15 protein-coding genes are annotated in these 26,328 nt (G+C 69.6%); 10 read left to right on the top strand and 5 right to left on the bottom strand.

The features are described 5' to 3' along the window. Positions 1–302: 302 nt before the first annotated feature. The gene (locus QSK35_RS41255) at positions 303–2,576 is read right to left on the bottom strand and encodes an AAA family ATPase (protein ID WP_285753706.1); all 2,274 of its coding nucleotides are present in this window, start codon (positions 2,574–2,576) and stop codon (positions 303–305) included. 39 nt (positions 2,577–2,615) lie between these two features. Then, positions 2,616–3,074, bottom strand: coding sequence for an FAD-dependent oxidoreductase (locus QSK35_RS41260; RefSeq protein ID WP_285753709.1), 459 nt, complete (start codon positions 3,072–3,074; stop codon positions 2,616–2,618). Between the two features lie 102 nt (positions 3,075–3,176). Between QSK35_RS41260 and QSK35_RS41265 the strand changes: the two genes are divergently transcribed. From QSK35_RS41265 to QSK35_RS41295, 7 genes are all read left to right on the top strand, one after another. Then, positions 3,177–3,632, top strand: a complete 456-nt coding sequence (locus QSK35_RS41265) for a GbsR/MarR family transcriptional regulator (RefSeq protein ID WP_285753711.1) — start codon at positions 3,177–3,179, stop codon at positions 3,630–3,632. Between the two features lie 78 nt (positions 3,633–3,710). Continuing rightward, the gene (locus QSK35_RS41270) at positions 3,711–4,127 is read left to right on the top strand and encodes a response regulator (RefSeq protein WP_285753713.1); all 417 of its coding nucleotides are present in this window, start codon (positions 3,711–3,713) and stop codon (positions 4,125–4,127) included. A gap of 170 nt (positions 4,128–4,297) precedes the next feature. Further along, complete coding sequence (locus QSK35_RS41275) at positions 4,298–4,534, top strand: hypothetical protein (protein ID WP_285753715.1); 237 nt, start codon at positions 4,298–4,300, stop codon at positions 4,532–4,534. Continuing rightward, on the top strand, positions 4,531–4,869 hold the full coding sequence (locus QSK35_RS41280; RefSeq protein ID WP_285753717.1) for a hypothetical protein: 339 nt from the start codon (positions 4,531–4,533) through the stop codon (positions 4,867–4,869). The genes QSK35_RS41275 and QSK35_RS41280 overlap by 4 nt, the downstream gene beginning before the upstream one ends. Before the next feature lie 20 nt (positions 4,870–4,889). Next, positions 4,890–5,657, top strand: a complete 768-nt coding sequence (locus tag QSK35_RS41285; protein WP_285753719.1) for an IclR family transcriptional regulator — start codon at positions 4,890–4,892, stop codon at positions 5,655–5,657. Positions 5,658–5,667: 10 nt separating this feature from the next. After that, positions 5,668–6,171: a sigma-70 family RNA polymerase sigma factor gene (locus QSK35_RS41290; protein WP_285753721.1), complete on the top strand. Its 504-nt coding sequence runs from the start codon at positions 5,668–5,670 to the stop codon at positions 6,169–6,171. Continuing rightward, positions 6,168–7,553 (top strand): acyl-CoA carboxylase subunit beta, encoded by a 1,386-nt coding sequence (locus tag QSK35_RS41295; protein WP_285753722.1) that lies wholly within the window; start codon positions 6,168–6,170, stop codon positions 7,551–7,553. The genes QSK35_RS41290 and QSK35_RS41295 overlap by 4 nt, the downstream gene beginning before the upstream one ends. A gap of 38 nt (positions 7,554–7,591) precedes the next feature. Here the strand turns inward: QSK35_RS41295 and QSK35_RS41300 are convergent, their stop codons facing one another. From QSK35_RS41300 to QSK35_RS41310, 3 genes are read right to left on the bottom strand one after another with little or no spacing between them, the layout of a single operon-like run. Continuing rightward, on the bottom strand, positions 7,592–8,350 hold the full coding sequence (locus tag QSK35_RS41300; RefSeq protein WP_285753724.1) for a S8 family serine peptidase: 759 nt from the start codon (positions 8,348–8,350) through the stop codon (positions 7,592–7,594). After that, positions 8,347–8,877, bottom strand: coding sequence for a GAF domain-containing protein (locus QSK35_RS41305; RefSeq protein ID WP_285753726.1), 531 nt, complete (start codon positions 8,875–8,877; stop codon positions 8,347–8,349). Before QSK35_RS41305 ends, QSK35_RS41300 begins: the two co-directional genes overlap by 4 nt. After that, positions 8,870–10,762 carry an adenylate/guanylate cyclase domain-containing protein gene (locus QSK35_RS41310; RefSeq protein WP_285753727.1) on the bottom strand — a complete coding sequence of 631 codons (1,893 nt, stop codon included), beginning with the start codon at positions 10,760–10,762 and terminating at the stop codon, positions 8,870–8,872. Before QSK35_RS41310 ends, QSK35_RS41305 begins: the two co-directional genes overlap by 8 nt. 235 nt (positions 10,763–10,997) lie before the next feature. Between QSK35_RS41310 and QSK35_RS41315 the strand changes: the two genes are divergently transcribed. From QSK35_RS41315 to QSK35_RS41325, 3 genes are read left to right on the top strand one after another with little or no spacing between them, the layout of a single operon-like run. After that, entirely contained in the window at positions 10,998–12,602 is a 1,605-nt protein-coding gene (locus tag QSK35_RS41315) for a PfaD family polyunsaturated fatty acid/polyketide biosynthesis protein (protein ID WP_285753729.1), read from the top strand. Between the two features lie 10 nt (positions 12,603–12,612). Continuing rightward, on the top strand, positions 12,613–19,464 hold the full coding sequence (locus QSK35_RS41320) for a type I polyketide synthase (RefSeq protein WP_285753731.1): 6,852 nt from the start codon (positions 12,613–12,615) through the stop codon (positions 19,462–19,464). Then, positions 19,461–26,291 (top strand): beta-ketoacyl synthase N-terminal-like domain-containing protein, encoded by a 6,831-nt coding sequence (locus tag QSK35_RS41325; RefSeq protein WP_285753733.1) that lies wholly within the window; start codon positions 19,461–19,463, stop codon positions 26,289–26,291. Before QSK35_RS41320 ends, QSK35_RS41325 begins: the two co-directional genes overlap by 4 nt. Positions 26,292–26,328 lie beyond the last annotated feature (37 nt).

Raw genomic sequence — 26,328 nt, forward strand, 5'->3', positions numbered from 1 at the left:
ATCGTCGGCTTCCGGTGTCGTGTCGCTGATCGTCGGCTTCCGGTGTCGTGTCGCTGATCGTCGGCTTCCGGCTTCGTGTCGCTGATCGTCGGCTTCCGGTGTCGTGTCGCTGATCGTCGGCTTCCGGTGTCGTGTCGCTGATCGTCGGCTTCCGGTGTCGTGTCGCTGATCGTCGGCTTCCGGCTTCGTGTCGCTGATCGTCGGCTTCCGGTGTCGTGTCGCTGATCGTCGGCTTCCGGCTTCGTGTCGCTGACCGCCCACCCCGCCCCAAGCCCCTAACCGCCACCCCACCGTTCCAGCGCTCAGTTCGTGGCGAACAAGTGCAACCGCTCCGCCAACTGCTGCCGCGAAGTCACGTTCAGCTTGCGGTAACACCGGGTCAGATGCTGCTCCACCGTGCTGACCGTGATCCGCAACTGCCGCGAGATCGACCGGTTCGGATGCCCCTCGGCGGCCAGCATCGCGACCCGGCGCTCGGCGTCGGTCAGTGGCGTGGCCGGAATCGCGGCACTGATGAGCGTGGCCCGGTCCGGCCGGCCGAGCCGCAGGTAGGCCTCGGCGGCCGAAGCGCGCCACGGTACGACGGCGGGATGGTCCATGCCCCAAGCCGTCATCTGGTCACCGCACCGCAGGAACTCGCCGAGCGCGGCGTGCAGGTTGCCGCACGCGAGCTGGAACCGGCCGCGCGCGTGCTGGTAGTGCACGCCCCACAACGACTGCAGCATGCCCGGCGGGAAGGGGTGGTCGAGCTGGTCCGCGGCCTCGTCGAGGTCGCCCGCTTCCAGAGCGGCGAGCACGAGGATTGCCCGCGCCCGGCCGATTGCTACACCCCAGCCCTGCGGGGACACGTAGTCCATGGACGCCCGCGCCCACCGCACGGCCGACGGAGCGTCGCCCCGGCGCCACGCGATCTCGGCCAGGAGGGAGAAGAACCCGGCTTCCCATGACGGGGCGTTGCGTTGCGGCGCGCTGTCGAGCAGCCGCTCGACCCAGGTGTCGGCGCGGTCCAGCTCGCCCGCGTAGATCAGCGCGCAGATGGCAGTGAGCTCGGGCTGCAGCGGCTGGGCGTTGGGCAGGCAACGTTCTAGGACCTGCTCCAGCGAAACCAAAGTCTGCGCGGTGGCGCGCGAGCACAGCACGTCGCTCAGCCCGGTCAACGCCAACCAGCGCAGGTCGTCGGAAGGGGCCACGCCACCACCATCGAGGAACGGCAGCAGCGGCGGTACGAAGCAGCCCAGCCACAGGCGCAGGATCGCGGCCTCGGCGAGAGGCATCTCCTTGGCGAACAGGCTGCGCGCGTCCTCGAGCCGGCCGAACCACAGCGACTGGTACACGAGCACCATCAGCTCGCGGCCCGTCAGCTCGCCGCGGCGCGCGGCGGTGATCAACGATGGGACGTGCCGCGCGCCGATGGACGGGTCGATCGCCCACTCCGCGGACAGCAGCTTGACCAGCAGGGTGTTGCGGCGGTCGGGGTCCTCGCACACGCGCACGGCCAGGCGCAGGCACTGGTCGGCCAGGTGAAGTTCGTTGCGCGCCAACGCGTCCTGCGCTGCCTCCTCCAAGACCGGCAGCACCCACTGGTCCTGGACGTTCCCGGACGCGATGAGCTGCTCGGCCACCAGTCGCGCGGGCGCGCCGGACTGGTGCAGCAGCCGGATCGCCCGGCGGTGCAACGCGCCGCGGGCGTCCGAGGCCAGCGTGCCCAGCACCGCGGTCCGCGCCGCCGGGTGCGCGAACCGGCCGCGCTCGACCAGTCCCATGTCGGACAGCGCGGCGACGGCGAGTTCGGCCTGCTCCTCGCGGATGCCGAGGAGTTCCCCCAGCGGGACCGGGGCGTCGCCCAGCAACGCCAGCGCGGCGGCGACCTCCAGTAGGTCCGGTCCGCCGCGGACCAGGCACGCGACGACGGCCTGCCGGTACGCGTCACCGGTGATGAGGTCGGCGGCACCGGAGACCCGCCGGCGGTAGCTGTGCAGGTCTTGGGCCAGGGCGAGAGCGAGCTCGGGGTTGCCGCCGCTCGCCGCGTGCCACGACGGCGCCAGCCGCCCGGCCTCGTCGGGGGACAGGTGCTGCGCCAGCAGCCGGGTGACGCCGCGGACCGACAGCAGCGGCAGCCGGATGCGGGTGCACGCGTGGAAGTCCGGCCGGGGGCCGCGGCCGTCCGAGCTGATGACCAGAGTGATCGGCGACGAGCCGAGCCGGCGCACCAGATATGAGAGACATTCAAGAGAAGCGGGGTCCGCGTGATGTACGTCGTCAACGACGAGGCACAGGGGTCCACGATTTGTCAACGACTCGTGGAACAGTCTGGGTGATTCATTGTTGTTGATGCCGGGAACAATCTGTGAAACGACACCGAGCGGTTGGTGGTGTTCCGCGCTCGAACAGACCGCGTTCAGCACCACGGCGCCGTTTTCCCTGGCCTGGGTGCTGAACTCGCTGAGCAGGCGGGTCTTCCCGCAGCCGGGAGGACCTGTCACAACGGCCGCCCGGCCGGATCCTCGGAAGGAGTCCGCCAACAGGTCGGCCAACCGTCTTAATTCGTTGTCACGTTCAGCAAGTACCCCGTCCACCCGCTTGAAAGTAGCACTTGATCGACCGAATTAATTGTCTCAAAAACTGCTCTGTTCAGGTGACTTCAGACAGTTCGTGTACCACCAACGCAGTGCTTCGCGGGGATCGCGGAAGATGTCGAACGCGTCGCCGAACAGTTCGGCCGCGTAGATCGCCATCGAGTCGTTCATGCCGGCGAACCGGATCTCCGGGTCGACCACGAGGTCGAACCACTCGACGTCGCCGGTGGAGAACGTCACGGTGACGCCGAACCGGTCGGGTTCGCGGCGAACGATGGTCGTGTCGCAGCGGACGTCCAGCTTCTTGCGGAGCTCGGCCAGGTCGAGCGGCAGGCGCATCCGGCGTGCGGCGTCGAGCCCGAACCCGGTGAGCGCGACCGGGCGGACCGGCGGGGCCGACGACCTCTCGACGACCACGACGTCCCAGTCGCTGCGGCGTAATCGGTAGGCGGTGACAAGGCCGGCGGGGCCGGCTCCGACCACGAGTGCGGCGGGCATGACCTGTCCTTCCCTCGATGGGCTGAACAATCGCCGACCAGACTTCCCGGCACACCGCGCTCAGACTAGCGAACCTTCGGAAAATTCTGAAGACTGATCCCCGTGATCGACGAGACACGCCGCGCAGCGGCCGAGCACCTGGCCCTGGCGCTGACGCAGAGCGGGATGCAGCGCATGGCATCGCGGGTGCTCGCCGCGTTCATGTTCACCGACGAACCGAGCCTGACCGCGGGCGACATCGCCGAGGAGCTCGGCGCCAGCGCCGGATCGCTGTCCGGTGCGATCAAGCTGCTCATGGCACTCGGCATGATCGAGCGCGTGCCGGTGCCGGGCAGCCGCCGCGAGCACTACCGCATGCGCGACATGCCGTGGTCCGAGCTCTACACCAAGCAGAACGCGGTCATCGAGCACATCCTGCAGACCACCGACCGGGGTATCGCCTCGGTCGGCGACGGGCCGGCGAGGCGCAGGTTGCAGCACATGCGCGACTTCTACACGTTCCTGCTCGCCGAGCTCCCGGCGCTGCTGGAGCGGTTCGAGCGCGAGCGGGCGGACTGAAACCGCGACAAACGTCTCGGTCAGTTCGCGTCAATCGCCTCTCAAGTTCGCCGACCTCGGTGAGCAGACTTGTCTGCGATGAGCCTGACCTGTGTAGGAGGCCTGTCCATGGTCCGCGACGGGCAGGGTTCACTGCCACCCATCCGGGTGCTGATCGCGGACGACGACGCCCGTGTGCGCAACGCGCTGCGGACGTTTCTCATGGCTACGCACGGCTTCGAAGTGGTCGGCGAGGCGGGCTCCCCGCAACTCGCCCTCGAGATCGCCCGCGACCTCAACCCGTGCGTCGCGATCGTCGACGTGCTGATGCCCGACGCCGAGGACGGTCTCGACCTGCTGCGGGTTCTCACCGCCGAGCTGAGCGTCCCCGTGATCGCCATGAGCCTGCGCAGCACGCTCGGTCCGGAAGCGCTCGCCGCGGGCGCCCGCGAGTTCCTCACGAAGGACGGATACGCGGAGCGTTTGGTGGACGCATTGCGCAATGCATGCCACTAATCCACCTGCACTGGGACATATGACGTAGACGGCGCTGGACTTCGGTCCCGTCGATTGGTGCCTCAATTAACTGGCCGGGTTCGGTCGCGCGTCCGATGAGTCTCGCTGTGAGCAAGGGCACAGTTTGGATGGTCAAAGTCGACCACCCGAATTCAGCCCGGAGGCGAGCGATGAGCGTTTCTCCTCTCAACCCGATGATCGAGATGACGGCGTTGTTCTACGGCCGTCCGGGTGCGGGTGCGTCGGACGAGGCCGTGGCCGAGTGGTACCGCGCGAAGGGCCGCATGCACGAGCAGCTGGCCGCGAAGGGCGGACCCGACGCCACGCAGGAACTGCAGTACGCCGCCGCCAGCTACGAGCACGCGCGCCGGCTCGAAGCCGCCGCGAGGCTGAGGATGGCGGCGTGATCGCCCTGGCCCGGCGGATCGCCGCCGAGGACCGTGCCGAGGACACCGGGCTGCTGCACCCCGACGACCGCCTCACATGTCACGTGCACGGCAAGTGGATTCACCAGTGCGTCGCGTCCGCTACGCACGTCAATCAGGTCACCCGGCACCGGTGGTGCCGCTCGTGCGCCACGGCACTGACGGTCGTGGTGGACGAGCTCGGTGCGACGGTGACCATGTGCTGTTCTCGTTGTGGTGGCGGCGAAAGTGCCGCGACCACACGACTGCTGGCCGCGTGCAACGCCAGCATCTCCGCCGCCCGCAAGGGAACTCGCCACCTCATCGCCGTGGCTTAGTCCTGAAGGGAACCACCCCCATGAGCATCACCCGGCTCGACACCGACGTCGCGCAGGCCAACCGAGCGGTCGTCGAAAAGGCGTTCGCCGTCCTCGAGGCCTGGGACCACCGGGGCGAGAGCCTCGGCGCGTCCGAGCTCGCCCGCCGCACCGGCCTGCCCAAGTCCACCAGCCACCGTCTGCTCGGCATCCTGGAGGCCGCCGGCGTGGTCGAGAGACTTTCCGGCAGTTACCGGCTGGGGGACCGGCTGCGCGACATCTCGGGGATGGTGTCCGCCGGGTTCCCCGACCTGCGCGAGGTGGGCCTGCCGTTCATGCAGGACCTCTACGAGCTGACCCACGAGACCGTGCACCTCGGTGCGCTCGACGGTGATGTGGTGCACTGCGTCGAGAAGATCTACGGCCACCGCCGGAGCCCGCTCAACTCCCGCGTCGGCGGCACGCTGCCCGCGCACACCACGGCGCTCGGCAAGGCGCTGCTCGGCTTCTCCTCGCTCAACGTCCAGCGCTCGGTGCTCACCCACCTCGACGAACCCCTTGTCCTGTCGGCGACTCTGCGCACGGTCCGCCGCACCGGCGTCGCGTTCGACCAGTGCGAGACGCACCCCGCGGTCGCCTGTGTCGCCGCGCCCGTGCTGAACCGCGACGGCCGCGCGATCGCCGCGATCTCGGTCAGCGGTCCGGCCTCGCGGTTCACCCCCGCACTGGTCGCCGACCGCGTCCGGCGCGCGGCGCACGCGGCCTCGCTGGCGCTGGCCTCCGCCCGCACCGACACGGTGAGCGCGTGAGGTGGCCGTCATGGAATCCATGTTGGACAGCAGGCAGCTAGCGGAGCTGTATCGCCTGCACGGCAGGTTCCTGCACCGCTACCTGATGGGCCAGACGTTCGGCGACACGCACCTGGCCGAGGACATCATGCAGGAGACGTTCCTGCGCGCGTGGCGCAAACCGGAGCTGGGCCTGCGGCCGTCGGAGTGCCGCCCGTGGCTCGTCACGGTGGCGCGCAACCTCGTCGTCGACCGGCTGCGGTCCCGCCGCTGCCGCCCGCAGGAGGCGAGCGACGCCGCCCTGCCGCTGATCCCGGTGCAGCACTGCCAGGAGGAGCGGGTCATCATGTCGCTGACCGTCAGCGAGGCGGTCGCGAAGCTGACGCCGAACCGCCGCGAAGTCGTGGTGCACATGTACTTCCACGGCCGCAGCCCGGACGAGATCGCGTCGGTGCTCGGCATCCCGGTCGGCACGGTCAAGTCCCGCGCGCACGCCGCGCTGACCGCACTGCGATCGCAACTGGTGGCGGCGTGACCACCGCGGTCGACCTCGACCTCCGCGATCCCGTACTGCGCCTGGAGTCGTTGTTCGACAACGGTTCCACACGCCTGATCGACCCGCCCGGCCCGTCCGGCGTGGTCACCGCCCGCGGCCTCGTGCACGGCCGCCCGGCCGTCGCGTACGCGACCGACGCCACCACGATGGGCGGCGCGATGGGCGCCGAGGGCTGCGCCCGCATCGTGCGCGCCATCGAGCTCGCCGTCTCCTCACACATGCCGGTGCTGGGCCTGTGGCACTCCGGCGGCGCGCGACTGGCCGAGGGCGTGCTGGCGCTGGACGCCGTGGGCCGCGTGTTCACCGCGATGGTGCGTGCTTCCGGCCGCGTACCGCAGATCTCCGTGGTGCTCGGCCCCGCGGCCGGCGGCGGCGCCTACGGCCCGGCGCTGACCGACGTCGTCGTGATGGGACCGGCCGGGCGCGTGTTCGTCACTGGGCCCGAGGTCGTGCGGTCGGTGACCGGCGAGCAGGTCGACATGGAGATGCTCGGCGGCCCCGACACCCACGCCAAGTCCGGTGTCGTGCACGTCTGTTCCTCCTCGGACTCCCTGGCGTTGCGCGACGCGCGCCTGCTGACGTCGTTGCTGGGACACCGCGGCCACTTCTCGCCCGTGTCGTCCTCCGGCGACCTGTCCGGCTTCCTGCCGTCGAGCCCGCGCCGGGCCTACGATGTGCGGCCGTTGGTGCGCGCATTGTTCGACGACGCATCCCTTGAGCTGCAACCACGCTGGGCCCCCAACATCGTGATCGCGCTCGGCCGCCTCGGCGGCCACACCGTCGGCGTCATCGCCAACAACCCCATCCGCAAGGGCGGCTGCCTCGACTCGGCGTCGGCCGAGAAGGCCGCGCGGTTCGTGCGGATGTGCGACTCCTTCGGTGTCCCGCTGGTCGTGGTCGTCGATGTGCCCGGTTACCTGCCGGGGCTGACGCAGGAGACCAACGGCGTGGTGCGCCGTGGCGCGAAACTGTTGCACGCCTTCGCTTCCGCGGTCGTACCCCGCGCGACCCTGGTGACGCGCAAGATCTACGGCGGCGCGTATCTCGCGATGAACTCCCGCGCGCTCGGCGCGACCGCCGTGTTCGCCTGGCCCGGTGCCGAGGTCGCCGTCATGGGCGCCGCCGCGGCCGTGAACATCCTGCACCGCAAGAAGCTGGCCGCGGTACCCGATGACGAACGAGATGGGCTCCATGCCCGCCTGGTCGAAGAACAGGAACGCGTCGCCGGTGGCGTGAACCGGGCCCTCGAGCTCGGCGTGGTCGACGAGGTGATCTCGCCCGCGGAGACGCGATCACGGCTGGCGGCGGCGTTGGCGGCCGCGCCGCCGGGCCGCGGCGCGCACGGCAACATCCCGCTGTAGTCGTGAGTGGTTTCCGTCGTTATAGCAACGGAAACCACTCACGAGGCCACCCCGTGCAGGATCGCCTTGACCTGGAACGGGGTCAGGCCCGGATGCTTGCTCAGGATCCGGGCCACGAGGCCGGACACGTGCGCGGCCGCGAAGCTGTTCCCGGTGGCCTTCACCGTTCCACCGCCGGGCCACGGCACGCGGATCCCGATGCCGGGCGCGCCGAACTCCACCGGCGGCGAAGGGTTGTACCGCACGGTGAACGGGTCCGTCCCCTCCGTCGCGGCGACCGAGACGACCGAGGAGAACTCGGCCGGATAGCTGATCGCGGGCACGTTGTTGACTGCCGCGACGATCACCGCGTTGCGGAAGTACGCCCGGTCCGCCAGCTCGTGCAGCGCCGCGTAGTGCTCGCGGCGCTTGGTGCTGAGGCTGAGGTTGATCACCCCGATCCCGCGCTCCAGCGCCCACCGCACGCCCGCCAGCAGCGCGGATCCCGTGCCGCTCAACGAAGCACCGAGCACCTTCACGCTGTAGATCTCGGCGTCCGGGGCGACGCGGCGGATGAGGCCCGCGCACGCCGTGCCGTGGCCGAACGCGTCGTCGTGCGGGCCTTCCACCAGTGACGTGCCATCGACCGCGACCGCACCGGCGATCGGACCCACGGCTTCCACGTCGATGCCGCTGTCGATCACCGCGACGCTCACGCCCGCCCCGGTCGCGTCGCCCCACGCCCACTCGCGCGTGACCGGGAGGGCGACCTCGGGCGGTGACGTCACGTCGAACTGCCACGACCACGCCGGCTTCATGCGAGGTAGTCCAGGAAGGCTCGCAACAGCACCCTTTCCTTCTCGCCCAACCCGCTGAGCCGCTTCGCCAGCTCCGCGGCCTCGGTGTCGCCGGACAGCGCGCCGAAGGTGCGCGCGAGCGTGATCGACAGCGCGGCCTGTCTCGCCAGCAGCGCGAGGACGTCCAGCTCGACCCCGCCCGCCGGGTCCAGCAGCTCCAGCACGCCGACGACCTCGTCCTCGGTGTCCAGCGGGACCGCAACGATTCCCCTTGGCACGTAACCGAGCGACTCGGCGAGATCGCGGGCGAACCGCGGGTCGTCGCGCACGTCGTCCAGCGCGATGGCCTGGCCCGAGCTGACCGCGTAACCCGCGATGCCGCTGCCGACCGGCAGGCGCACGCCGATCAGCGCGTGTCCCTGCGGGCCGGACGCGCTGCGGAACACCAGGTCCGGGCCGTCGACCAGGGCCACCGAACCCGCCCTGGAGCCGGTGATGTGCTGCGCGGTCGCCACCACGGAGTCGAGCAGCCGCCGCAGGTCATCCATCGCATCCTCCCAACACGAACGCTTCTACGGGCTCCGTCTTGCCTTTCACCGTGATCGGGGCCAGTGGTGTTACTCGCGCGCCTGGGAGCTGGGCCCGTGTGCTCGCGCTGATCACCACGCCACCGGCCGGGGCGGCGCCCTCCAGGCGGGCCGCGAGGTTCACCGTGTCGCCGATCGCGGTGAAGTGCCGCATCGACTCGCTGCCGATGTTGCCGACCAGCGCCGAACCCGTGTTGACGCCGACGCGGAATCGCGGCCAGCCCTCCCGGGCCACACCGTTCGCCGTGTTTTGCAGGTCCAGCGCGGCCTTCGCGGCGCGCAACGCGTGATCGGGTTGCGGCACCGGGGCGTTGAACAGCGCGATCACCGCGTCGCCGACGAACTGCGTGATGGTGCCGCCGTGGTCGAGGATGCGCGGCACGATCGCGCCGTAATAGGTGTTCAGCATCGTGACGACGTCGGCGGGCTGCGCGCGTTCCGAGTACGTGGTGAAGCCGGTGAGGTCGGCGATCAGCACGGTCACCTCCACCGTCGCACCGCCGAGCGCGGTCTGGGCCGGGTCGGCGATGAGCGCCTGCGCGACGTCGGGGGACAGGTAGCTGCGGAACAGGCCGTCGAGGTGCCGGTACAGCCGCGCGTTCTCGACGGCGGTCGACACCTGGCTCGCCAGCGATCGCAGCACTGGGTCGTCGCCGGAATGCCACACTTCGAGCACGCCGGCCGCGGTGTCCTTGACGGTCAACGGCAGCACGATCCGTTCATCGTCGTGCGCGGGCTCGCGGGTTTCCAGCGCCCGCGCGGTGAGATCGTCGTTCACCTCGAGCCGCCCGGCGCGCACCATCTGGATGCGCGCCTCGCCGAACGCCTCACGGGTGAGCTCCTCGACCGTCGCGAGTAGACGGTCCTCCGGCAGGTTCACCCTCGCCAGCAGGCCGACCCGCACCAGCGCTTCGAGCCTGCGTGCCTGGTCGCGTTCCCGCGCGACCGCCGCGGCGCCCTGTTCGAGGACCTCGGCCTGACGTTCGGTGAGGCCGAACTCGGCGGCGAGCCGGGCGGTGACGCGGCCCAGCCTGGCTGGGTCTGGTGAGTCCATCATGGACCCGACGAGGGCGTCGAGCGCCGCGGCGTGCGAGCGCCGTACCTCTTCGAGCGTCTGCTCCAGGGCCACGCTGTTGAACAGCCCCGACCGCGTGCCCTCCCGTTGGTAGTGCACGTGCGCGCTGTAGGCGACGAACCCGAACGCCAGGAGCATCAGCAGATGCCACTCCCACCACGACGCGGCCCAGTTGCGGGCGTACACCATTGCTACCAGGGACTCGGCGAGCAGTATGTACGCGGTGATGACGCTCAGCAGGATCGCGGCCGGCCTGCGGCGGTGCACCGCGAAGTACCGGACGGCCGCCACCAGATAGAGCAACGAACCCGCGATCGCCACACCCACAAGCGGTCCATGTGCCTCGCTCGGCGTGCCGAACCGGCTGCCGTAGCTCAGCACACCGGCGACGACCAGCGTGAACACCAGTGCGAGCCGAGCCGGTAGCTGCCAGCGCACGACCCGGCGCGCGCCGGAGTTGGTGAACTCGACTGCGGACAACCCGGCGACGACGGCGGCGAGGAACAACCCGATCGGGGCAGCCATCGCGAAGCCGGGGTTCGGGTGGTGCACGAGCACGCCGGGCGTCGCGAACGCGTGCAGCGCCAGGAAGCCGGACGCCGTGATGAACGCCAGCGACACCAGGAACAGGCGCGCGTCCCGCCGCGCGCGGGCCTGTTCGTTGATCCGCGCGGCCAGCCCCAGGCTGATCATCGCGACCGCCGCGACCAGCCAGAAGTGTGAACGGTGGTCCTCCCACCGCACGTCGAACGCGGGTTGTGCGACCAGCAACCACAGTCCCAGCAGCGGCAATGCCAGGTGCAGCAGCCAGGTCGCGGCGGGAACGAACGTGCGTGTGCTCAGGACCCTCTCCTTCGCGTCGGCGAATTGAGACGAACCGTAGAAGAAATCTCCACGTTCGGCCGACCCTCCGCGCCTGCTGAGACGTAACAGGGGTGCGTTACAACATTTCACCCATAACTAAGGGGACACCGTGTCGGCGGACCACGGCAATTCCACTGCTCAGGTGATCGATTTTCGGCGGGCCCATGCGCCGATCGCCACATGGGTCCCCGGTTCGGGTCGACCCGCGTTCGACCCGGACGGTATCGCGGAGATCCTCTCGGAGATTCGCGAGCCGGTACACGTGGTGGCGTCGCGGCACGACAACGGCGTCGGTGTCGGGATCGGCGGCTCGGCCGGGGTCAACGACGACCACGGCTTCCGGCTGCTGGGAACGCTGCCACCGCTGTACCCGGAGTGGCTGGGGGACCGGTCGTTCTGCGAGGCGCACGGCGTCCGGTTCCCCTACATCGCGGGCGAGATGGCCAACGGCATCGCGACGACCCAGATGGTCATCGCCATGGCGCGGGCCGAGATGCTCGGCTTCTTCGGCGCGGGCGGGCTGGCGCCGCAGCGCGTCGAGGCGGCCGTCGACGAACTCGTCCGCGAGCTCGGCGACGCGCCGAACTGGGGTGTGAACCTGATCCACTCGCCCAACGAGCTGGCGATCGAGGAACGCGTGGCGGAGCTGTTGATCAGCCGCGGCGTGCCGATCGTGTCGGCGTCGGCGTACATGGGCCTCACGCCCGCGGTCGTACGCTGCGCCGTTGCGGGACTGCGGCTCGTGGACGGTGTCGTGGTCCCGCGCCGGAGGGTCTTCGCCAAGGTGTCCCGGCCCGAGGTCGCGGCGCAGTTCATGTCGCCCGCGCCCGACGAGATCCTGCGCGTGCTCCTCGACCGCGGGCAGATCACCGCCGAGGAGGCGGCGCTCGCGGCCCGCGTGCCGGTCGCGTCGGACATCACCGTCGAGTCGGACAGCGGTGGGCACACCGACAACCGGCCGCTGGTGTCGTTGCTGCCGGCGATCATCGGCCTGCGGGACTCCATCGTGGCGCAGCACGGGTTCACCATCCGCGTGGGCGCGGCCGGCGGGCTCGGGACGCCGGCGTCGGTGGCCGGTGCGTTCGCGCTGGGTGCCGCGTACGTCGTGACCGGTTCGGTGAACCAGGCGTGCGTCGAGGCCGGGATCTCGGCCGAGGCGCGCGAGATGCTCGCCGCAGCCGACATCGCGGACGTGATCATGGCGCCCGCCGCGGACATGTTCGAGCAGGGCGTGAAGCTGCAGGTGCTGCGCCGCGGCACGATGTTCGCCGCCCGCGCCGGCCAGCTGTACGAGGCCTACCGCTCGTACCCGTCGCTCGAAGCGCTCCCGGAAGCGGTGCGGACGCGGTTGGAGCGCGACGTGCTGCGGGCGCCGATCTCCGAGATCTGGGCGGGCACCGAGGCGTTCTGGCGCGAGCGCGACCCGGCCGAGCTGCAGCGCGCGCTCGCGGATCCCAAGCACCGCATGGCGCTGGTGTTCCGCTGGTACCTCGGCAAGGCCTCGCGGTGGGCCATCGAGGGTGACGACACCCGGCGCGTCGACTACCAGATCTGGTGCGGTCCGGCGATGGGCGCCTTCAACCGTTGGACCGAAGGCACCTTCCTCGCCGCACCTTCCGAGCGAACCGTCGTGCAGGTCGCCCTGAACCTGCTCGAGGGCGCCGCGGTCCTGACCCGCGCCCACCAGTTGCGCACGTACGGCGTGCCGGTCCAGTCCTTCACCTTCGCCCCCCGCAAGCTGATCTGAGGAGTTCGCCGTGTCTGTCCCTGTAGCCGTTGTCGGTGTCAGCGCGTTGCTCCCCGGTTCGTCGGACGTCGACGGGTTCTGGCGGTCCGTCCTGCGTGGCGAGGACCAGATCACCGAGGTCCCGCCGTCGCACTGGCTGATCTCCGACTACTACGACGCCGACCCCAAAGCGCCGGACAAGACGTACGGCAAACGGGGCGCGTTCCTGTCACCGGTCGACTTCGACCCGCTGGCGTTCGGCATCCCGCCGAACCAGATGGAGGCGACGGACACGACGCAGCTGCTGTCGCTGGTCGTCGCGGACCAGGTGCTTCGCGATGCGACCGGCGGCTCACTGTCCTCTTTGGATCGCGATCGCGTGTCGGTCATCCTCGGCACCGCGCCGCTGGAGCTGCTCGCGACCATGGCGTCGCGCCTGCAGCGCCCGGTGTGGCTCAAGGCGTTGCGTGAACACGGCGTCGCCAACGCGGAGGCTGTCTGTGACTCCATCGCGTCGCACTACGTGCCGTGGCAGGAGGCGTCGTTCCCCGGTCTGCTGTCCAATGTGGTCGCAGGCCGCATCGCGAACAAGTTCGACCTGCACGGCACCAACTGCACGACCGACGCCGCCTGCGCGTCGTCGTTGGCGGCCCTGCAGGCCGGGATGAACGAGCTGATGCTCGGCACCGCCGACATGGTGATCACCGGCGGCGTCGACACGCTCAACGACATCACGATGTACATGTGCTTCTCCAAGACGCCCGCGCTGTCGCCGTCCGGTGACTGCAAGCCGTTCTCCTCGGAGGCGGACGGGACGATCCTGGGCGAGGGCCTGGTCATGTTCGCGCTGAAGCGCCTGGCGGACGCCGAGCGCGACGGCGACCACGTCTACGCGGTCCTGAAGGGTCTCGGCACCGCGTCGGACGGCCGTTCGACCGCGATCTACGCACCCCTGCCCGAGGGCCAGGCGCGCGCGTTGCGCCGTGCCTACTCCGCGGCCGGTTACGGACCCGACTCGGTGGAGCTGGTCGAGGCGCACGGAACCGGCACGACCGCGGGCGACCTGGCCGAGTTCACCGCGCTGCGCACGGTGTTCTCCGAGTCGGGTCGCGTCGACTCGCAGTGGTGCGCGCTGGGTTCGGTGAAGTCGCAGATCGGCCACACCAAGGCCGCCGCCGGTGCCGCGGGCATGCTGAAGGCCGTGCTCTCGTTGCACCACAAGGTACTGCCGCCGACGATCAAGGTCTCCGAACCGTCGCCCAAGCTGGACCTGGCGTCGTCGCCGATGTATTTGAACACCTCTGCGCGCCCGTGGATCCGTTCGTCGGACCACCCGCGCCGCGCCTCGGTGTCGTCGTTCGGTTTCGGCGGCAGCAACTTCCACCTGACCTTGGAGGAGTACGTGCCCGGAAACGGTGGCCGCACCCCGTGGCGGGTGCACAGTTCCCCTGCCGAGCTGGTGCTGCTGTCGGCGGCATCCCCGGAGGAACTCGCCCGCAAAGCGTCCCAAGTGGACACTTCAGCTGCGCTGGCCGACATCGCCCGTTCGTCGCAGTCCTCTTTCGTGCCAACCGACTCCGCGCGCCTGGCGGTAGTAGCCTCGTCTTCCGCGGAGTTGGCCACTCGGTTGTCGCTCGCCGTATCCGGAACCCAGGCGCCCGGCGTGATGTTCGCGTCAGGCGACCCGGATCCCGGACTGGTCGGCTTCGTGTTCTCCGGACAGGGCAGCCAGTACGTGGGCATGGGTGCCGACCTGGCGATGGAGTTCCCGGCGGCGCGAGCCGTGTGGGACTCGGTCGCCGACATCCTGCCGGTGCACACCCGCGTCTTCCCGGTGCCAGTGTTCTCTGACGCGGAACGTGCCTCTCAGCAGGAGGCCCTGACCGCGACCGAGTGGGCCCAGCCCGCGCTGGCCGCGGCTTCACTGGCCCAGCTGGCGTTGCTGGACTCGCTGAAGGTCTCGCCGGACGCCGTCGCGGGCCACAGCTTCGGTGAGCTGGTCGCGCTGCACACGGCCGGGGCCTTCTCCGCCGATTCGCTGGTGCGTCTCGCGCGGTGCCGTGGCGAGGCCATGCGTGACGCTTCGGTGTCCGGCGTGATGCTCGCGGTGTCCGCTCCTTTCTCCGCCGTCTCCGCGGTAGTGTCCGAACTGGACGGTGTTTGGGTCGCCAACCACAACTCGCCCACGCAGGTCGTCGTGTCCGGCACCGCTGCCGGGGTGTCGGCTGTGGAGTCGCATTTCTCGGCCTTGGGTGTGACGTGCCGCCGCCTGGAGACGGCCACCGCGTTCCACTCGCCGCTGGTGGCCTCGGCGGGTTCTTCGCTGAGCAGCTTCCTGGGCTCGATCGAGGTCGGCTCGCCGCGCATCCCGGTGTACGGCAACGCCGACGCGTCGGTGTATCCCACTTCTTCCGATGCGATCCGTTCACGCATCGCGTCGCACCTGGCCACCCCGGTCCGTTTCGTCGACGAGATCGAGGCCATGTACGCCGCCGGTGTGCGCACGTTCGTCGAGGTCGGTGCGGGGTCGGTGCTGACCGGTCTGGTCGGCAAGATCCTTGCCGGACGGCCCCACGTCGCCGTGTCGTTGGACCGCAAGGGGAAGCACGGCGTGACCGCTTTGTTCGAGGCTCTCGGCGTGCTGGCCGTCAACGGCGTTGCCGCTGACTTCGACGCTTTGTGGGCGCACGTCGCGCCGCCGGCTGAGGTGGTTGAGGAGACTCGGCCTCGGTTGGTGAAGCAGGTGTCTGGTGCCAACTACGGCAAGCCTTACCCGCCCTTGGCTCCGGTCGCTGCGCCTTCTCCTGCTGTTGCTGACTTGGTGCTTCAGGTGGTGGCGGAGAAGACCGGGTACCCGGCCGAGGTGCTGGCGCCCGATATGGATCTCGAGGTTGATCTGGGGATCGATTCGATCAAGCGGGTCGAGATTCTGGCGGTCGTGCGGCGTTCGGTGCCTGGGTTGCCCGATCTGGAGGTTGGTGATCTGGGCAAGTTGCGGACGCTGGGGGAGATCACCTCTCGGTTGGGTGGGGCGGTGGTCGCTCCAGTGCAGCCGCAGGCAGCTGTGCCAGCCGCCGCGCATGCACCCGCACCCGCTGCGGCTGCGGCTGTAGTGCCCGCCGCGGCGCTGGCCCCTGCTGCCGCTGTTGTGCATGCATCCGCTGCCGCTGTAATGCCCGCTGCGGCGCTGGCTCCTGCTACCGCTGCCGTGCATGCACCCGCCGCCGTGCCCGCTGAAACCTCCGTGCCCGCTGCTACGCCGACTGCCGCGGCTGTTGCTGCTGCGTCGGCGCCTGCCCTCGTCGCTCCTGCACCTGCCGCCGCGCTCGGAGCGACGCAGCTGCCCGCACCTTCCGCCGCGCTGGCCCCCGCTTTCGCCGTTGCCACCTCGGCGCCCGCTGCGACGCAGCCTCCAATGCCTGCCCCGGCCCCCGCATCTACCTCAGTGGCGGGTCTGGAGAAGCTCGTGCTGGATGTAGTCGCGGAGAAGACGGGCTACCCGGCCGACATGCTGGCCGGCGACATGGATCTCGAGGCTGATCTGGGAATCGATTCGATCAAGCGGGTGGAGATTCTGTCGGCGGTGCGGCGGGCGGTGCCGGGCCTGCCGGAGGTGGATCCGGTCGAGTTGGGCAAGCTCCGCACCCTCGGTGAGATCACGGATCGCTTGGGCGGCGCGGTTCCCGCGCCCGACCAGCCGCAGGCACCCGCCGCCGCGTCGGCTCCGGCGCCCGCTCCTGTCAGCGCGCAGCCCGCGACCTCCGTGGCTGGACTGGAGAAGCTCGTCCTGGATGTGGTCGCCGAGAAGACCGGCTACCCGGCCGATATGCTCGCGAGCGACATGGACCTGGAAGCCGACTTGGGCATCGACTCCATCAAGCGGGTGGAGATTCTGTCCGCGGTGCGTCGGGCCGTGCCGGAGCTGCCGGAGGTGGATCCGGTCGAGTTGGGCAAGTTGCGGACGCTCGGCGAGATCACGGATCGCTTGGGCGGCGTGGCTCCCGCGCCCGAGCAGCCGCAGGCACCGGCCGTCACGCCGGCTCCCGCAGCCGCACCCGTAGAGGCGCCAGCTGTCGTACCGGTCCCCGTATCCGCTCCCGCCGCGACTTCCGTAATGGGGCTGGAGAAGCTCGTCCTGGACGTGGTTGCCGAGAAGACGGGTTACCCGGCGGACATGCTGGCCGGCGACATGGATCTCGAGGCTGACCTGGGCATCGACTCGATCAAGCGGGTGGAGATCCTGTCGGCGGTGCGGCGGGCGGTGCCGGAGCTGCCGGAGGTGGATCCGGTGGAGTTGGGCAAGCTCCGCACCCTGGGCGAGATCACGGATCGCTTGGGCGGCGGCGTGGGTGCCGCACCGATGCAGCCGCAGGCACCCGCCGCCGCGCAGCCACCCGCTGCTGCCGCCGCACCCGTTGCCACGCTGCCCCAGGCAGCCGCAGCCGTACCTGCCTTCACGCAGCCGCAGGCACCCGCTGCCCCGCCGGCAACCGCATTCGCACCCACAACTGCGCAGACCCCCGCCCCCGCACAGCCCCCAGCTCCCATGGCGGACCTGGAGAAGCTCGTCCTCGATGTCGTCGCCGAGAAGACGGGCTACCCGGCCGACATGCTCGCGAGCGACATGGACCTGGAAGCGGACCTGGGCATCGACTCCATCAAGCGAGTGGAGATCCTGTCCGCGGTGCGGCGCGCCGTGCCCCAACTGCCCGAGGTGGACCCGGTCGAACTCAGCAAGCTCCGCACGCTCGGCGAAATCACCGCGAGCCTCGGCAACACCAAGCAAGAAACCAAGCAAGCCAAGCCCGAGCAGCCAGACCTAGTCCGCCGAGCGGTACGCATGAAGGAAGCGGCACCATGCGGCCTGTCCCTCCCCGGCCTCCGCGACGGCCAAGTAACGGTCACCGACGACGGCACCGGCGTGGCAAGGCACCTGGTAGCACGCCTCAAGGCCAAGGGAATCAACGCACACCAGGGCGAGGTGAGCGAGACCACCGAAAGGGTGGTCCACCTAGGCGGCCTCAAGAACGCATCGACGATCGACCAAGCGATAGAAATCCAGAAGGCACTGTTCCGCGACGCCCGCAAAATGGCCGACAACGCCAAACTGTTCGTCACGGTCCAGGACACGGGCGGCGACTACGGCATCGAAGGCACGGAACGGGCCTGGGTGGGAGGCGTCGCGGGCCTCACCCGCACGGCCGCCAGGGAGTGGCCCGACGCCACCACGAAGACGATCGACATCCAGCGCGGGCGGCGCACCCCGAGCGCGGTCGCGGAAGCGATCGCGAAGGAGTTGCTCACCGGCGGGTCGAGCACGGACATCGGGCTCAAGGCGAACGGCCAACGGAGCAAGATCCACGCGATCCACACGAAGGCCGAGCCGCACAGGAAGATCCAAGGCGTGATCGTCGCGACCGGCGGCGCCAGGGGCGTCACAGCGCAGGCGTTGATCGAGCTCGCCCGGCAGTACGCGCCGAAGATCCTGCTGCTGGGACGCACCGAACGGCAGCAGGACACCTACAAAGCCAAGGACGAGACCGAGCTGCGCCGGCTGATCATCCAGCAGACCGGCAAGAAGCCGGCCGAGGTCAACGCCATCGTGGCCGACATCCTCAAGGCCCGCGAGGTCGAGGAGACCATCGAACGGATCCGCGAAGCGGGATCCGAGGTGCGGTACGCGAACGTCGACACACGCGACCCGGAAGCGCTCAAGGCAACCCTTGCCGAGGCGCGCGCCTGGGGACCGATCACCGGCATCGTGCACGGCGCGGGCGTCCTCGCGGACAAGCGGATCGCGGAGAAGACCGACGAGCAGTTCGCGAAGGTGTTCGACACCAAGGTCAAGGGTCTGCAGGCGTTGCTGGAGGCCACTAAGGACGATCCGCTCGAGACGATCTGCCTGTTCTCGTCGATCTCGGCGTTCGCGGGTAACGCGGGGCAGTGCGACTACGCGATGGCCAACGAGGTGCTCAACCAGGTCGCCCACGCGCAGAAGCGCGAAGGCTGCACAGTGAGGAGCATCGCCTGGGGGCCGTGGGCCGGCGGCATGGTCAACCCGGCGCTCAAGGAGCACTTCGAGAGCCAAGGGGTGCCGCTCATCCCGGTGGACGAAGGCGCTCGGCAGTTCGTCGCCGAGTTGACCAGCGGCGGTGACACGCACGTGGTGATCACCAAGGGCGAGCACGAGGAAACGCAAACCGAGCACGGCGAGGTCGACCTCAACGAGTACTCGTGCCTGAACGACCACGCGATCAACGGCACGCCCGTCGTGCCGATGGCGTTGGCGCTGGAGTGGTTCGCCGGGTTCGCACCGGCCGTGACGGACGTCAAGGTGCTGCGCAAGCTCGGGCCTAAAGACAAGACACAGATCAAGCGCAGCAACGGACACCTGGAGATCACCAACCACTACCAGGCGAAGGTCACCTCGATCAACAGTCCACAAAGGTGGGACACGCCCGAAGGTCTCCGGGAGATCAACCCGGACGTCTACAACGGACACGACCTGTTCCACGGACCGGCCTTCCAGGTCATCCAGGAGATCAAGGGACTCTCCCGCAACGGCGGCGAAGCGACCGTCACCGGTGCGCGGGAAGCCGGCTGGTGTGGCACGGCCTGGAACACCGATCCGGCCGCGATCGACGGGGGCTTCCAGCTCGCGGTTCTTTGGGCCCGGCACGTGCTGGGCAAGTCCGCGCTGCCGATGGGAGTGCGCGAATCGCGCACCCATCGGAAGGGCCTGCACGAAGGGAGCACGCGGGTCGTCCTGACCGCGCGCGGCATCCACCAGGACGGCGTCGAGTGCGACATCGCCTTCATCGACGAGCACGACGAGGTGATCGCCGAGCTGCTGGGCGTCGAGATGGTGGCCTGGTCGTCATGAGGTTCGAACCGATCGCGATCGTCGGGCGGGGCGCGGTCCTGCCCGGCGGTCCCGACCCGGACACCTTCTGCGCCAACGTTCTCGCGGGCCGGATGAGCATCAGCAGAACGCCGGCAGACCGGTGGCGTGCCAAGGACGTGGAGGTGTCCTGCGAGGTCGGTGGATACGTCACCGAGCCGGGCTCACCTCGAGAATGGATCAACAGCTGCCTCGAGCAGGCACTGAAGAACTTGTCCGGCAAACGGACGGGCCTGGTGCTGGGCAACCTGTCGTTCCCCACCGCGGGCATGGCCACCTACGCCGAGCAGGTGTGGCGCAAGGACCAGAGGAACAACGCCGAAGCTCGCTTCATGTCGGGGCTCCCGGCACACCTGGCCGCCGAGGAGTTCGGGCTCACGAGCGCGTTCGCGCTGGACGCGGCGTGTGCGTCGAGCCTCTACGCGATCAAGCTCGCGTGCGACCGGTTGCACGACCGCGACGCCGACGTCATGGTGGCAGGGGCGGTGAACTGCTCGGACGACCTGTTCATCCACGCCGGCTTCACCAAGCTCGCCGCGCTCAGCAAGAGCGGGCAGAGCCGTCCGTTCCACAAACACGCCGACGGCCTGGTCCCCGCTGAAGGCGCCGCGGTCGTCACGCTCATGCGGCTCGCGGACGTCAGGGACGAAGAGGTCCTCGGCGTCATCCGCGGTGTCGGGTTGTCCAACGACGGTCGTGGCGCGGGTCTGCTCGTCCCCAGCGCCGAAGGTCAGATTCGGGCGATGCGCCAGGCCTACGAACTGGCCGGCGTCGCGCCGGAGACCGTCGAGCTGCTGGAATGCCACGCCACCGGTACGACGGTCGGCGACGCGGTCGAGATCAGCAGCGCGCACGAGATCTTCAAGCACCACTCGGGCCTCCCGATCGGCTCGGCCAAGTCCAACGTCGGCCACCTGATCACCGCCGCCGGCGCCGCCGGGCTGATCAAGGTCCTCGGCGCCTTCAAAGCCGGGATCCGGCCGAAGACACTCAACGCGGACGACCCGATCGACATCCCGAATCCGTTGCGAGTCCTGCACGAAGCCGAGGAGTGGACCAACCCGAAGCGCGCCGCCGTCAGCGCGTTCGGCTTCGGAGGCAACAACGCGCACCTCATCGTGGACGCACCGGGAACCACGGTCGCGACCGTCGAACCCATGCCGCGCAACGAACCCGTCGCGATCATTGCCATCGGCGCAAAGGTCGGCAACGGGGACAGCGCGCACGACTTCAAGCACAACCTGTTCACCGGCACCAGGAACACGAAGCGCGAGACCGTCGACGTGGCGATGCCGGGCCTGCGGATGCCCCCGGTCGACGTCCTGCAGACGCACGCACAGCAGCTCCTCGTCCTCGAAGCCGCGCGGGAAGCGGTGCAGGGTCTCGACCTTCCGCGCGAACGGACGATGGTGCTCGTCGGCATGGGCTGCGACCCCGAGGTCGCTCGTTACGGCGCTCGCTGGCGCGCGGACCAGGACGAACGCGACGGTGTCATCGCCGAGCTGACCAGCGCGGGCGTCGTCGGCACCATGCCGAACATCACCGCCAACCGCCTCAACGTGCTGCTGGACCTGGCCGGGCCGAGCTTCAGTGTCTCGGCCGAGGAGGCGTCCGGCATCCGCGCGCTGGAGATCGCCGCGCGCGCCATCCGCACCGGCGAGGCCGACGCGGCCGTCGTCGGCGCGGTCGACCTGTCGTGCGAACCGGTGCACGAGCAGGCACTGAAGGATCTCGGCATCCAAAGAACATCCGGTGACGCGGCCGTCGTGCTGGTCCTGAAAAAGCTCAGCGACACCGATGACGCGATCGCCATCCTCGACGACGCGACCACCGAGGCGGCACTGGTCGTGGGGGACCGGGGCTTCGACCCGGCGAGCACCTTCGGCACCCCGCACGCGGCCAAGGGCCTGCTCGCGGTGGCCACGGCCGCGCTCGCGCTCCGCCACCGCGCCACCCCGCGACCGGACGCACCGGCCGACCCGGCGTTCGACGTCGACACCGCCAAGGTGACGATCACGCCGCTGCACGCCCCGGAGACCACGGTCCGCCTGCGCAAGCACCGGACCAGGCCGTGGATCGCCGAACGGCCGTCGCGCCTCAGGATCTACTCCGGCAACGACAAGGCCGAAGTTCTGCGAGCACTGGAAGAAGGCCGCGAAGAAGAACAGGGCCCGGCCCGGCTGGTGCTGCTCGACGGCAACGACGAACCGGCCAGGAAGTGGCTGGAGGGACGTGGTCCCAAGACGGAGGGCGCGGCGTACCGGGACAAGCCGATCACCGGCGAGATCGGGTTCGTCTTCACCGGCGGCATGGCCGCGTACCCCGGCATGGGCCGCGAACTGCTACTGGCGTTCCCGCACCTGATCGAGGAGATCGAGACCAGGTCCGGCAGCGTCAAGGACGTCGTCGGCTGGGCGTTCGAGCAGGACGCCAAGCCGAAGGAGGTGCTCGACCAGATCTGGGGCACCGCGCTGCTCAGCCAGATCCACGCCGCGATCACCCGCGACGTCCTCGGCATCGCACCGAACGCCGCGCTGGGCTACTCGGCCGGCGAGTCGAACGCGTTGGTGGCGCTGGGCGTCTGGACCGACATGCGCAAACTGCGCGCGGAGATGACGTCGAGCGGCATGTTCAGCCGCCAGGTCGCCGGCGAGTTCGCCGCCATCAAACGGGCCTGGGCGCGCCACGGCATCGAGGGCAGCTGGAAGAACTACCTGATCGGCGCCGACCCGGACCACGTCCGCAAGACGCTGCACGGCGAGCAGGCCGTGCACCTCATCGCGGTCAACTCCCCGGAGTCCTGCATCATCGGTGGCGAGCGGAGCGCGTGCGAGAGCGTGCTGTCCACACTGGACACGACGTACGCGCTGCCGATTCCGTACGAGCTGGCCGTGCACACGCCCGAACTGGGTGAGGTGCGCAACGAGTGGTGGCGGCTGCACTGCCGCCCGACCACGCCGCCGGAGGGCGTCCGGTTCTACAGTTGCGCCACCGACGACTCGTACTTCCCGACCGCGGAACGCGTCGCGGACGCGCTCACCGCGCAGGCCGTCGGCACGATGGACTTCGCCGGCGCCATCGAGCAGGCGTGGCGCGACGGCGTGCGCGTGTTCGTCGAACACGGCCCGAAGTCGTTGTGCAGCGAATGGATCCGCCAGACGCTCGGCGACCGCGAGCACCTCGCCGTCGCGCTCGACGCCCAGGACGGCCGCAGCGTCCGGCAGCTCAGCCGGGTCGCCGCGGAGCTCGTCGCGGCGGGCGTTCCCGTCGACACCGAAGCACTGCTGAACCACCTCGGCACGGCCTGGCCGCACGCCGACGCCCTGGGACGCGTCATCACGCTGCCCGCACATCCCCCGGAGGTCAGGTTGTCGAAAACGAACGTGATGGCCCGGCCGCCCGCACTGCCGTCCGTACACGCGAAACCGAGCGGCCTGCCCGGCCCGAAGTTCAACCGCGCGCAGCTCGAGCACCTGGCCAGTGGCCGGATTTCGGACCTCTTCGGGTTCATGTTCGAGCCACAGGATCAGTACGCGCGCCAGTGCCGCATGCCCGAACCGCCGATGCTGCTCGCCGACCGGGTGACCGGGATCGAGGCCGAGCCCGGCAGCATGAGCACCGGCAGGATCTGGACCGAGACCGACGTGACGCAGGACGCGTGGTACCTCGACAGCACCGGCCGCATGCCGCCCGGCATCCTCATCGAGGCCGGGCAGGCCGACCTGCTGCTGATCAGCTACCTCGGCGCGGACCTGCTCAACCAGGGCGAGCGCGTGTACCGGCTGCTCGGCTGCGAGCTGACCTACCACGGCAGCCCGCCCGTGCCCGGCGAGACGCTGAAGTACCAGATCGAGATCGACGGCCACGCCGAGCTCAACGGCATCCGGTTGTTCTTCTTCCACTACGACTGCTACGTCGGCGACGAGCTGCGCCTGTCCGTCCGAAAAGGACAGGCCGGGTTCTTCACCGACGCCGAGCTGGCCGCGACGACCGGCGTGATCTGGGATCCCGCCCAGGAGCAGCCGCACGGACAGGTCGACCAGCCGCTGATCACCAGCGCGCCGCGCAGCTTCGACGCCGCGGCCGTGCGCGCGTTCGCCGAGGGCCGGCCGTGGGACTGCTTCGGCCCGCAGTGGGAGACCACGAAGGCGCACAGCCGCACGCCGCGCATCGACGACGGCCGCATGCTCTTCCTGGGCGAGGTCACCGACTTCGACGTCAAGGGCGGCCCGTGGCAGCGTGGCTACCTGAAAGCCGAGACGAAGATCGCGCCGGACGACTGGTTCTTCGACGGGCACTTCAAGAACGACCCGTGCATGCCCGGCACGCTGATGTTCCAGGGCTGCGTGCAGGCCATGTCGTTCTACCTCGCGGGCTGCGGTTTCACCATCGGCAACGACGCGTGGCGCTTCGAGGTCGTGCCCGGCGCGGCCTATGACATGCGGTGCCGCGGCCAGGTCACGCCGGACAGCCGCGACCTGAGCTACGAGGTGTTCGTCTCCGAACTGGTCGCCGGCCCGATCCCGACGCTGTACGCGGACGTGCTGTGCACTGTGGACGGCGTGAAGGCGTTCCACGCCAAGCGCGTCGGCCTGCGGCTCGTGCCGGACTGGCCGCTCGACCAGTGGCGTTCACAGCTCGTGAACTCCGAGCAGGACCCACGCGTCGCCGTCGCCGGTGGCGCCACGTTCGACTACACGGCCCTGCTGGCCTGCGCGTGGGGCCGGCCGTCCGAGGCGTTCGGCCCGCTGTACGAACGGTTCGACAGCCACCGCCGGGTCGCGCGACTGCCCGGAGCGCCCTATCACTTCATGACCAGGGTGACCGGGACGACCGGCGAGATCGGCGGCATGGAGCGCGGCAGCTCGTGCGTCGTCGAGTACGAGGTGCCGTCCGACGCCTGGTACTTCGCCGAGAACCACGGGACGATGCCGATCTCCGTGCTGATGGAGGTCGTGCTGCAGCCGTGCGGCTGGCTCGCCTCCTACGTGGGCTGTGCGGTCGAGATCGACAAGGACCTGCTGTTCCGCAACCTCGACGGCAAGGGCACCATCCACCGCGAGATCACGCCCGGCACCGAGGTGATCCGCACCCACACGAAGCTGCGCGACATCTCGATCAACGGCACGATGATCATCGTCTCGTTCGATGTGCGGTGCTACACCGACGACGAGCTGGTCTACGAGCTCGACACCGTCTTCGGGTTCTTCCCGCCCGAGGCGTTCGTCGACCAGCCCGGACTCGGCTCCACCGAAGCGGAACGCGCGGCGATCGCACCGACCACGAACATCGACCTCACCCAGTACGGCAGCGGTGAGCTGCGGCTGCCCGGCGACATGCTGCGGATGCTGGACCGGGTCACGAACTTCGACCCCACCGGTGGCGCGGCCGGACTCGGCCGGCTCACCGCGGAGAAGGACGTCGACGCGGGGGAGTGGTTCTTCAAGGCCCACTTCTTCCAGGACCCCGTGCAGCCGGGCTCGCTCGGCATCGAGGCGCTGTACCAGCTGCTGCAGTTCTACCTGATCGAACGCGGTGCGGGTGAGGGGATCGCGAACCCGAGGTTCGAGATGATGATGGACACCGCGCCGATGGTGTGGAAGTACCGCGGCCAGGTCGTCCCGTCCCACTCGGTCATCACCTCCGAGGTGGAGATCACCTCGTACGACCCGGCGTCGCGGTCCGCCGGGGCCAAGGCCTCGCTGTGGGTGGACGGCAAGCGCATCTACAGCTGTGTGGACCTCGGCGCACGTGTGGTCGGAACTTCTTCGCAAGACGACTGGCTACGGGACCACCGTCCAACATGGACAGTCCCGGTCGTGCCGATGATGTCGGTGCTCGACCGGCTCGCCGGTGACGCGACCGCACTGCGGGACGTCACGCTCAACCGGTGGATCCCGGCCGACCAGCCGCCGCGGTTCCAGCTCGAACGGGACGGCGATCGCGTCACGCTGCTCGCGTGGCGCGAGGCTCCGAAGGCGGTGCTGTCGCGGTTCGAGCCCGTGGCGTCGGCGACCGTCGTGGCGCCCGGCGCGCGGCCGGCGCCGTTCGCGGAGCTGCCGAACGCTTCGCCGGTCACCGATTTCTACACCTCGGGTGAGCTGTTCCACGGCCCGGCGTTCCACTACCTGAAGTCGTTGCGGCGCGGCGCGGGCGGCGCTTCCGGTGTGCTCGACGCGAGCGCCGGATCCGTCCCGCGGGGCAACCTGCACCAGGGGCTGCTGGACGCGGCGACGCACGTGATCCCGCACGACAGCCTGTGGCGGTGGTACCAGGAGATCCCGCGCGACCAGGTCGCCTACCCGCACCGGATCACGAGCTTCGAGCAGTTCGAACCGTTGCCCGACAGCGGTGAGGTGCAGGTGGAGGCGCGGTTCGCCGGCTTCGAGAACGGCGATCGCCGGTTCCCCGTGGTGCAGCTGCAGCTGTTGCGGGAGGGACGGGTGCTGGTCGCGTTGCGGCTCGTCGAGGTGCTGATGCCGACCGGCACGTTCGGTGCGGCTTCGTCGTCTCAACGACGGGCGTTCCTACGCGACCGCGTCTATGCCGACGGTCTGGGGATCTCGACGACGACCGATGGCGTCACGCGGCTGACACTGTCCGATGTGGAGCAGTGTGACTGGCTGGCGGGCACGGTGGCGACTGCGTACGGACTGCCTAAGGGCGCGCGCGGGCGCGATCACCTTGTGCGGATCGCGGTCGCGGACCACGTGGCGCGCAAGCTGCTCGTCCACCCGTCCAAAGTCCAGGTGGACAACCACAATCTGGAGTTCACGGACCTCGGTGACGAGGTCATCGTGCAAGGCTGAATTGCTATGGGGGAGCTTTCCAAGCGCCCAGCGCTTG

Source organism: Lentzea sp. NBRC 105346, from assembly GCF_030269605.1.
In the GTDB taxonomy this organism is placed as follows: domain Bacteria; phylum Actinomycetota; class Actinomycetes; order Mycobacteriales; family Pseudonocardiaceae; genus Lentzea.

What these genes read in the sequence shown, in the direction of transcription:
- QSK35_RS41260 (WP_285753709.1), bottom strand. Translation starts at nt 3,074, where the DNA reads ATGCCCGCCGCACTCGTGGTCGGAGCCGGCCCCGCCGGCCTTGTCACC.
- QSK35_RS41270 (WP_285753713.1), top strand. Translation starts at nt 3,711, where the DNA reads ATGAGCCTGACCTGTGTAGGAGGCCTGTCCATGGTCCGCGACGGGCAG.
- QSK35_RS41275 (WP_285753715.1), top strand. Translation starts at nt 4,298, where the DNA reads ATGAGCGTTTCTCCTCTCAACCCGATGATCGAGATGACGGCGTTGTTC.
- QSK35_RS41285 (WP_285753719.1), top strand. Translation starts at nt 4,890, where the DNA reads ATGAGCATCACCCGGCTCGACACCGACGTCGCGCAGGCCAACCGAGCG.
- QSK35_RS41290 (WP_285753721.1), top strand. Translation starts at nt 5,668, where the DNA reads ATGGAATCCATGTTGGACAGCAGGCAGCTAGCGGAGCTGTATCGCCTG.
- QSK35_RS41300 (WP_285753724.1), bottom strand. Translation starts at nt 8,350, where the DNA reads ATGAAGCCGGCGTGGTCGTGGCAGTTCGACGTGACGTCACCGCCCGAG.
- QSK35_RS41305 (WP_285753726.1), bottom strand. Translation starts at nt 8,877, where the DNA reads ATGGATGACCTGCGGCGGCTGCTCGACTCCGTGGTGGCGACCGCGCAG.
- QSK35_RS41325 (WP_285753733.1), top strand. Translation starts at nt 19,461, where the DNA reads ATGAGGTTCGAACCGATCGCGATCGTCGGGCGGGGCGCGGTCCTGCCC.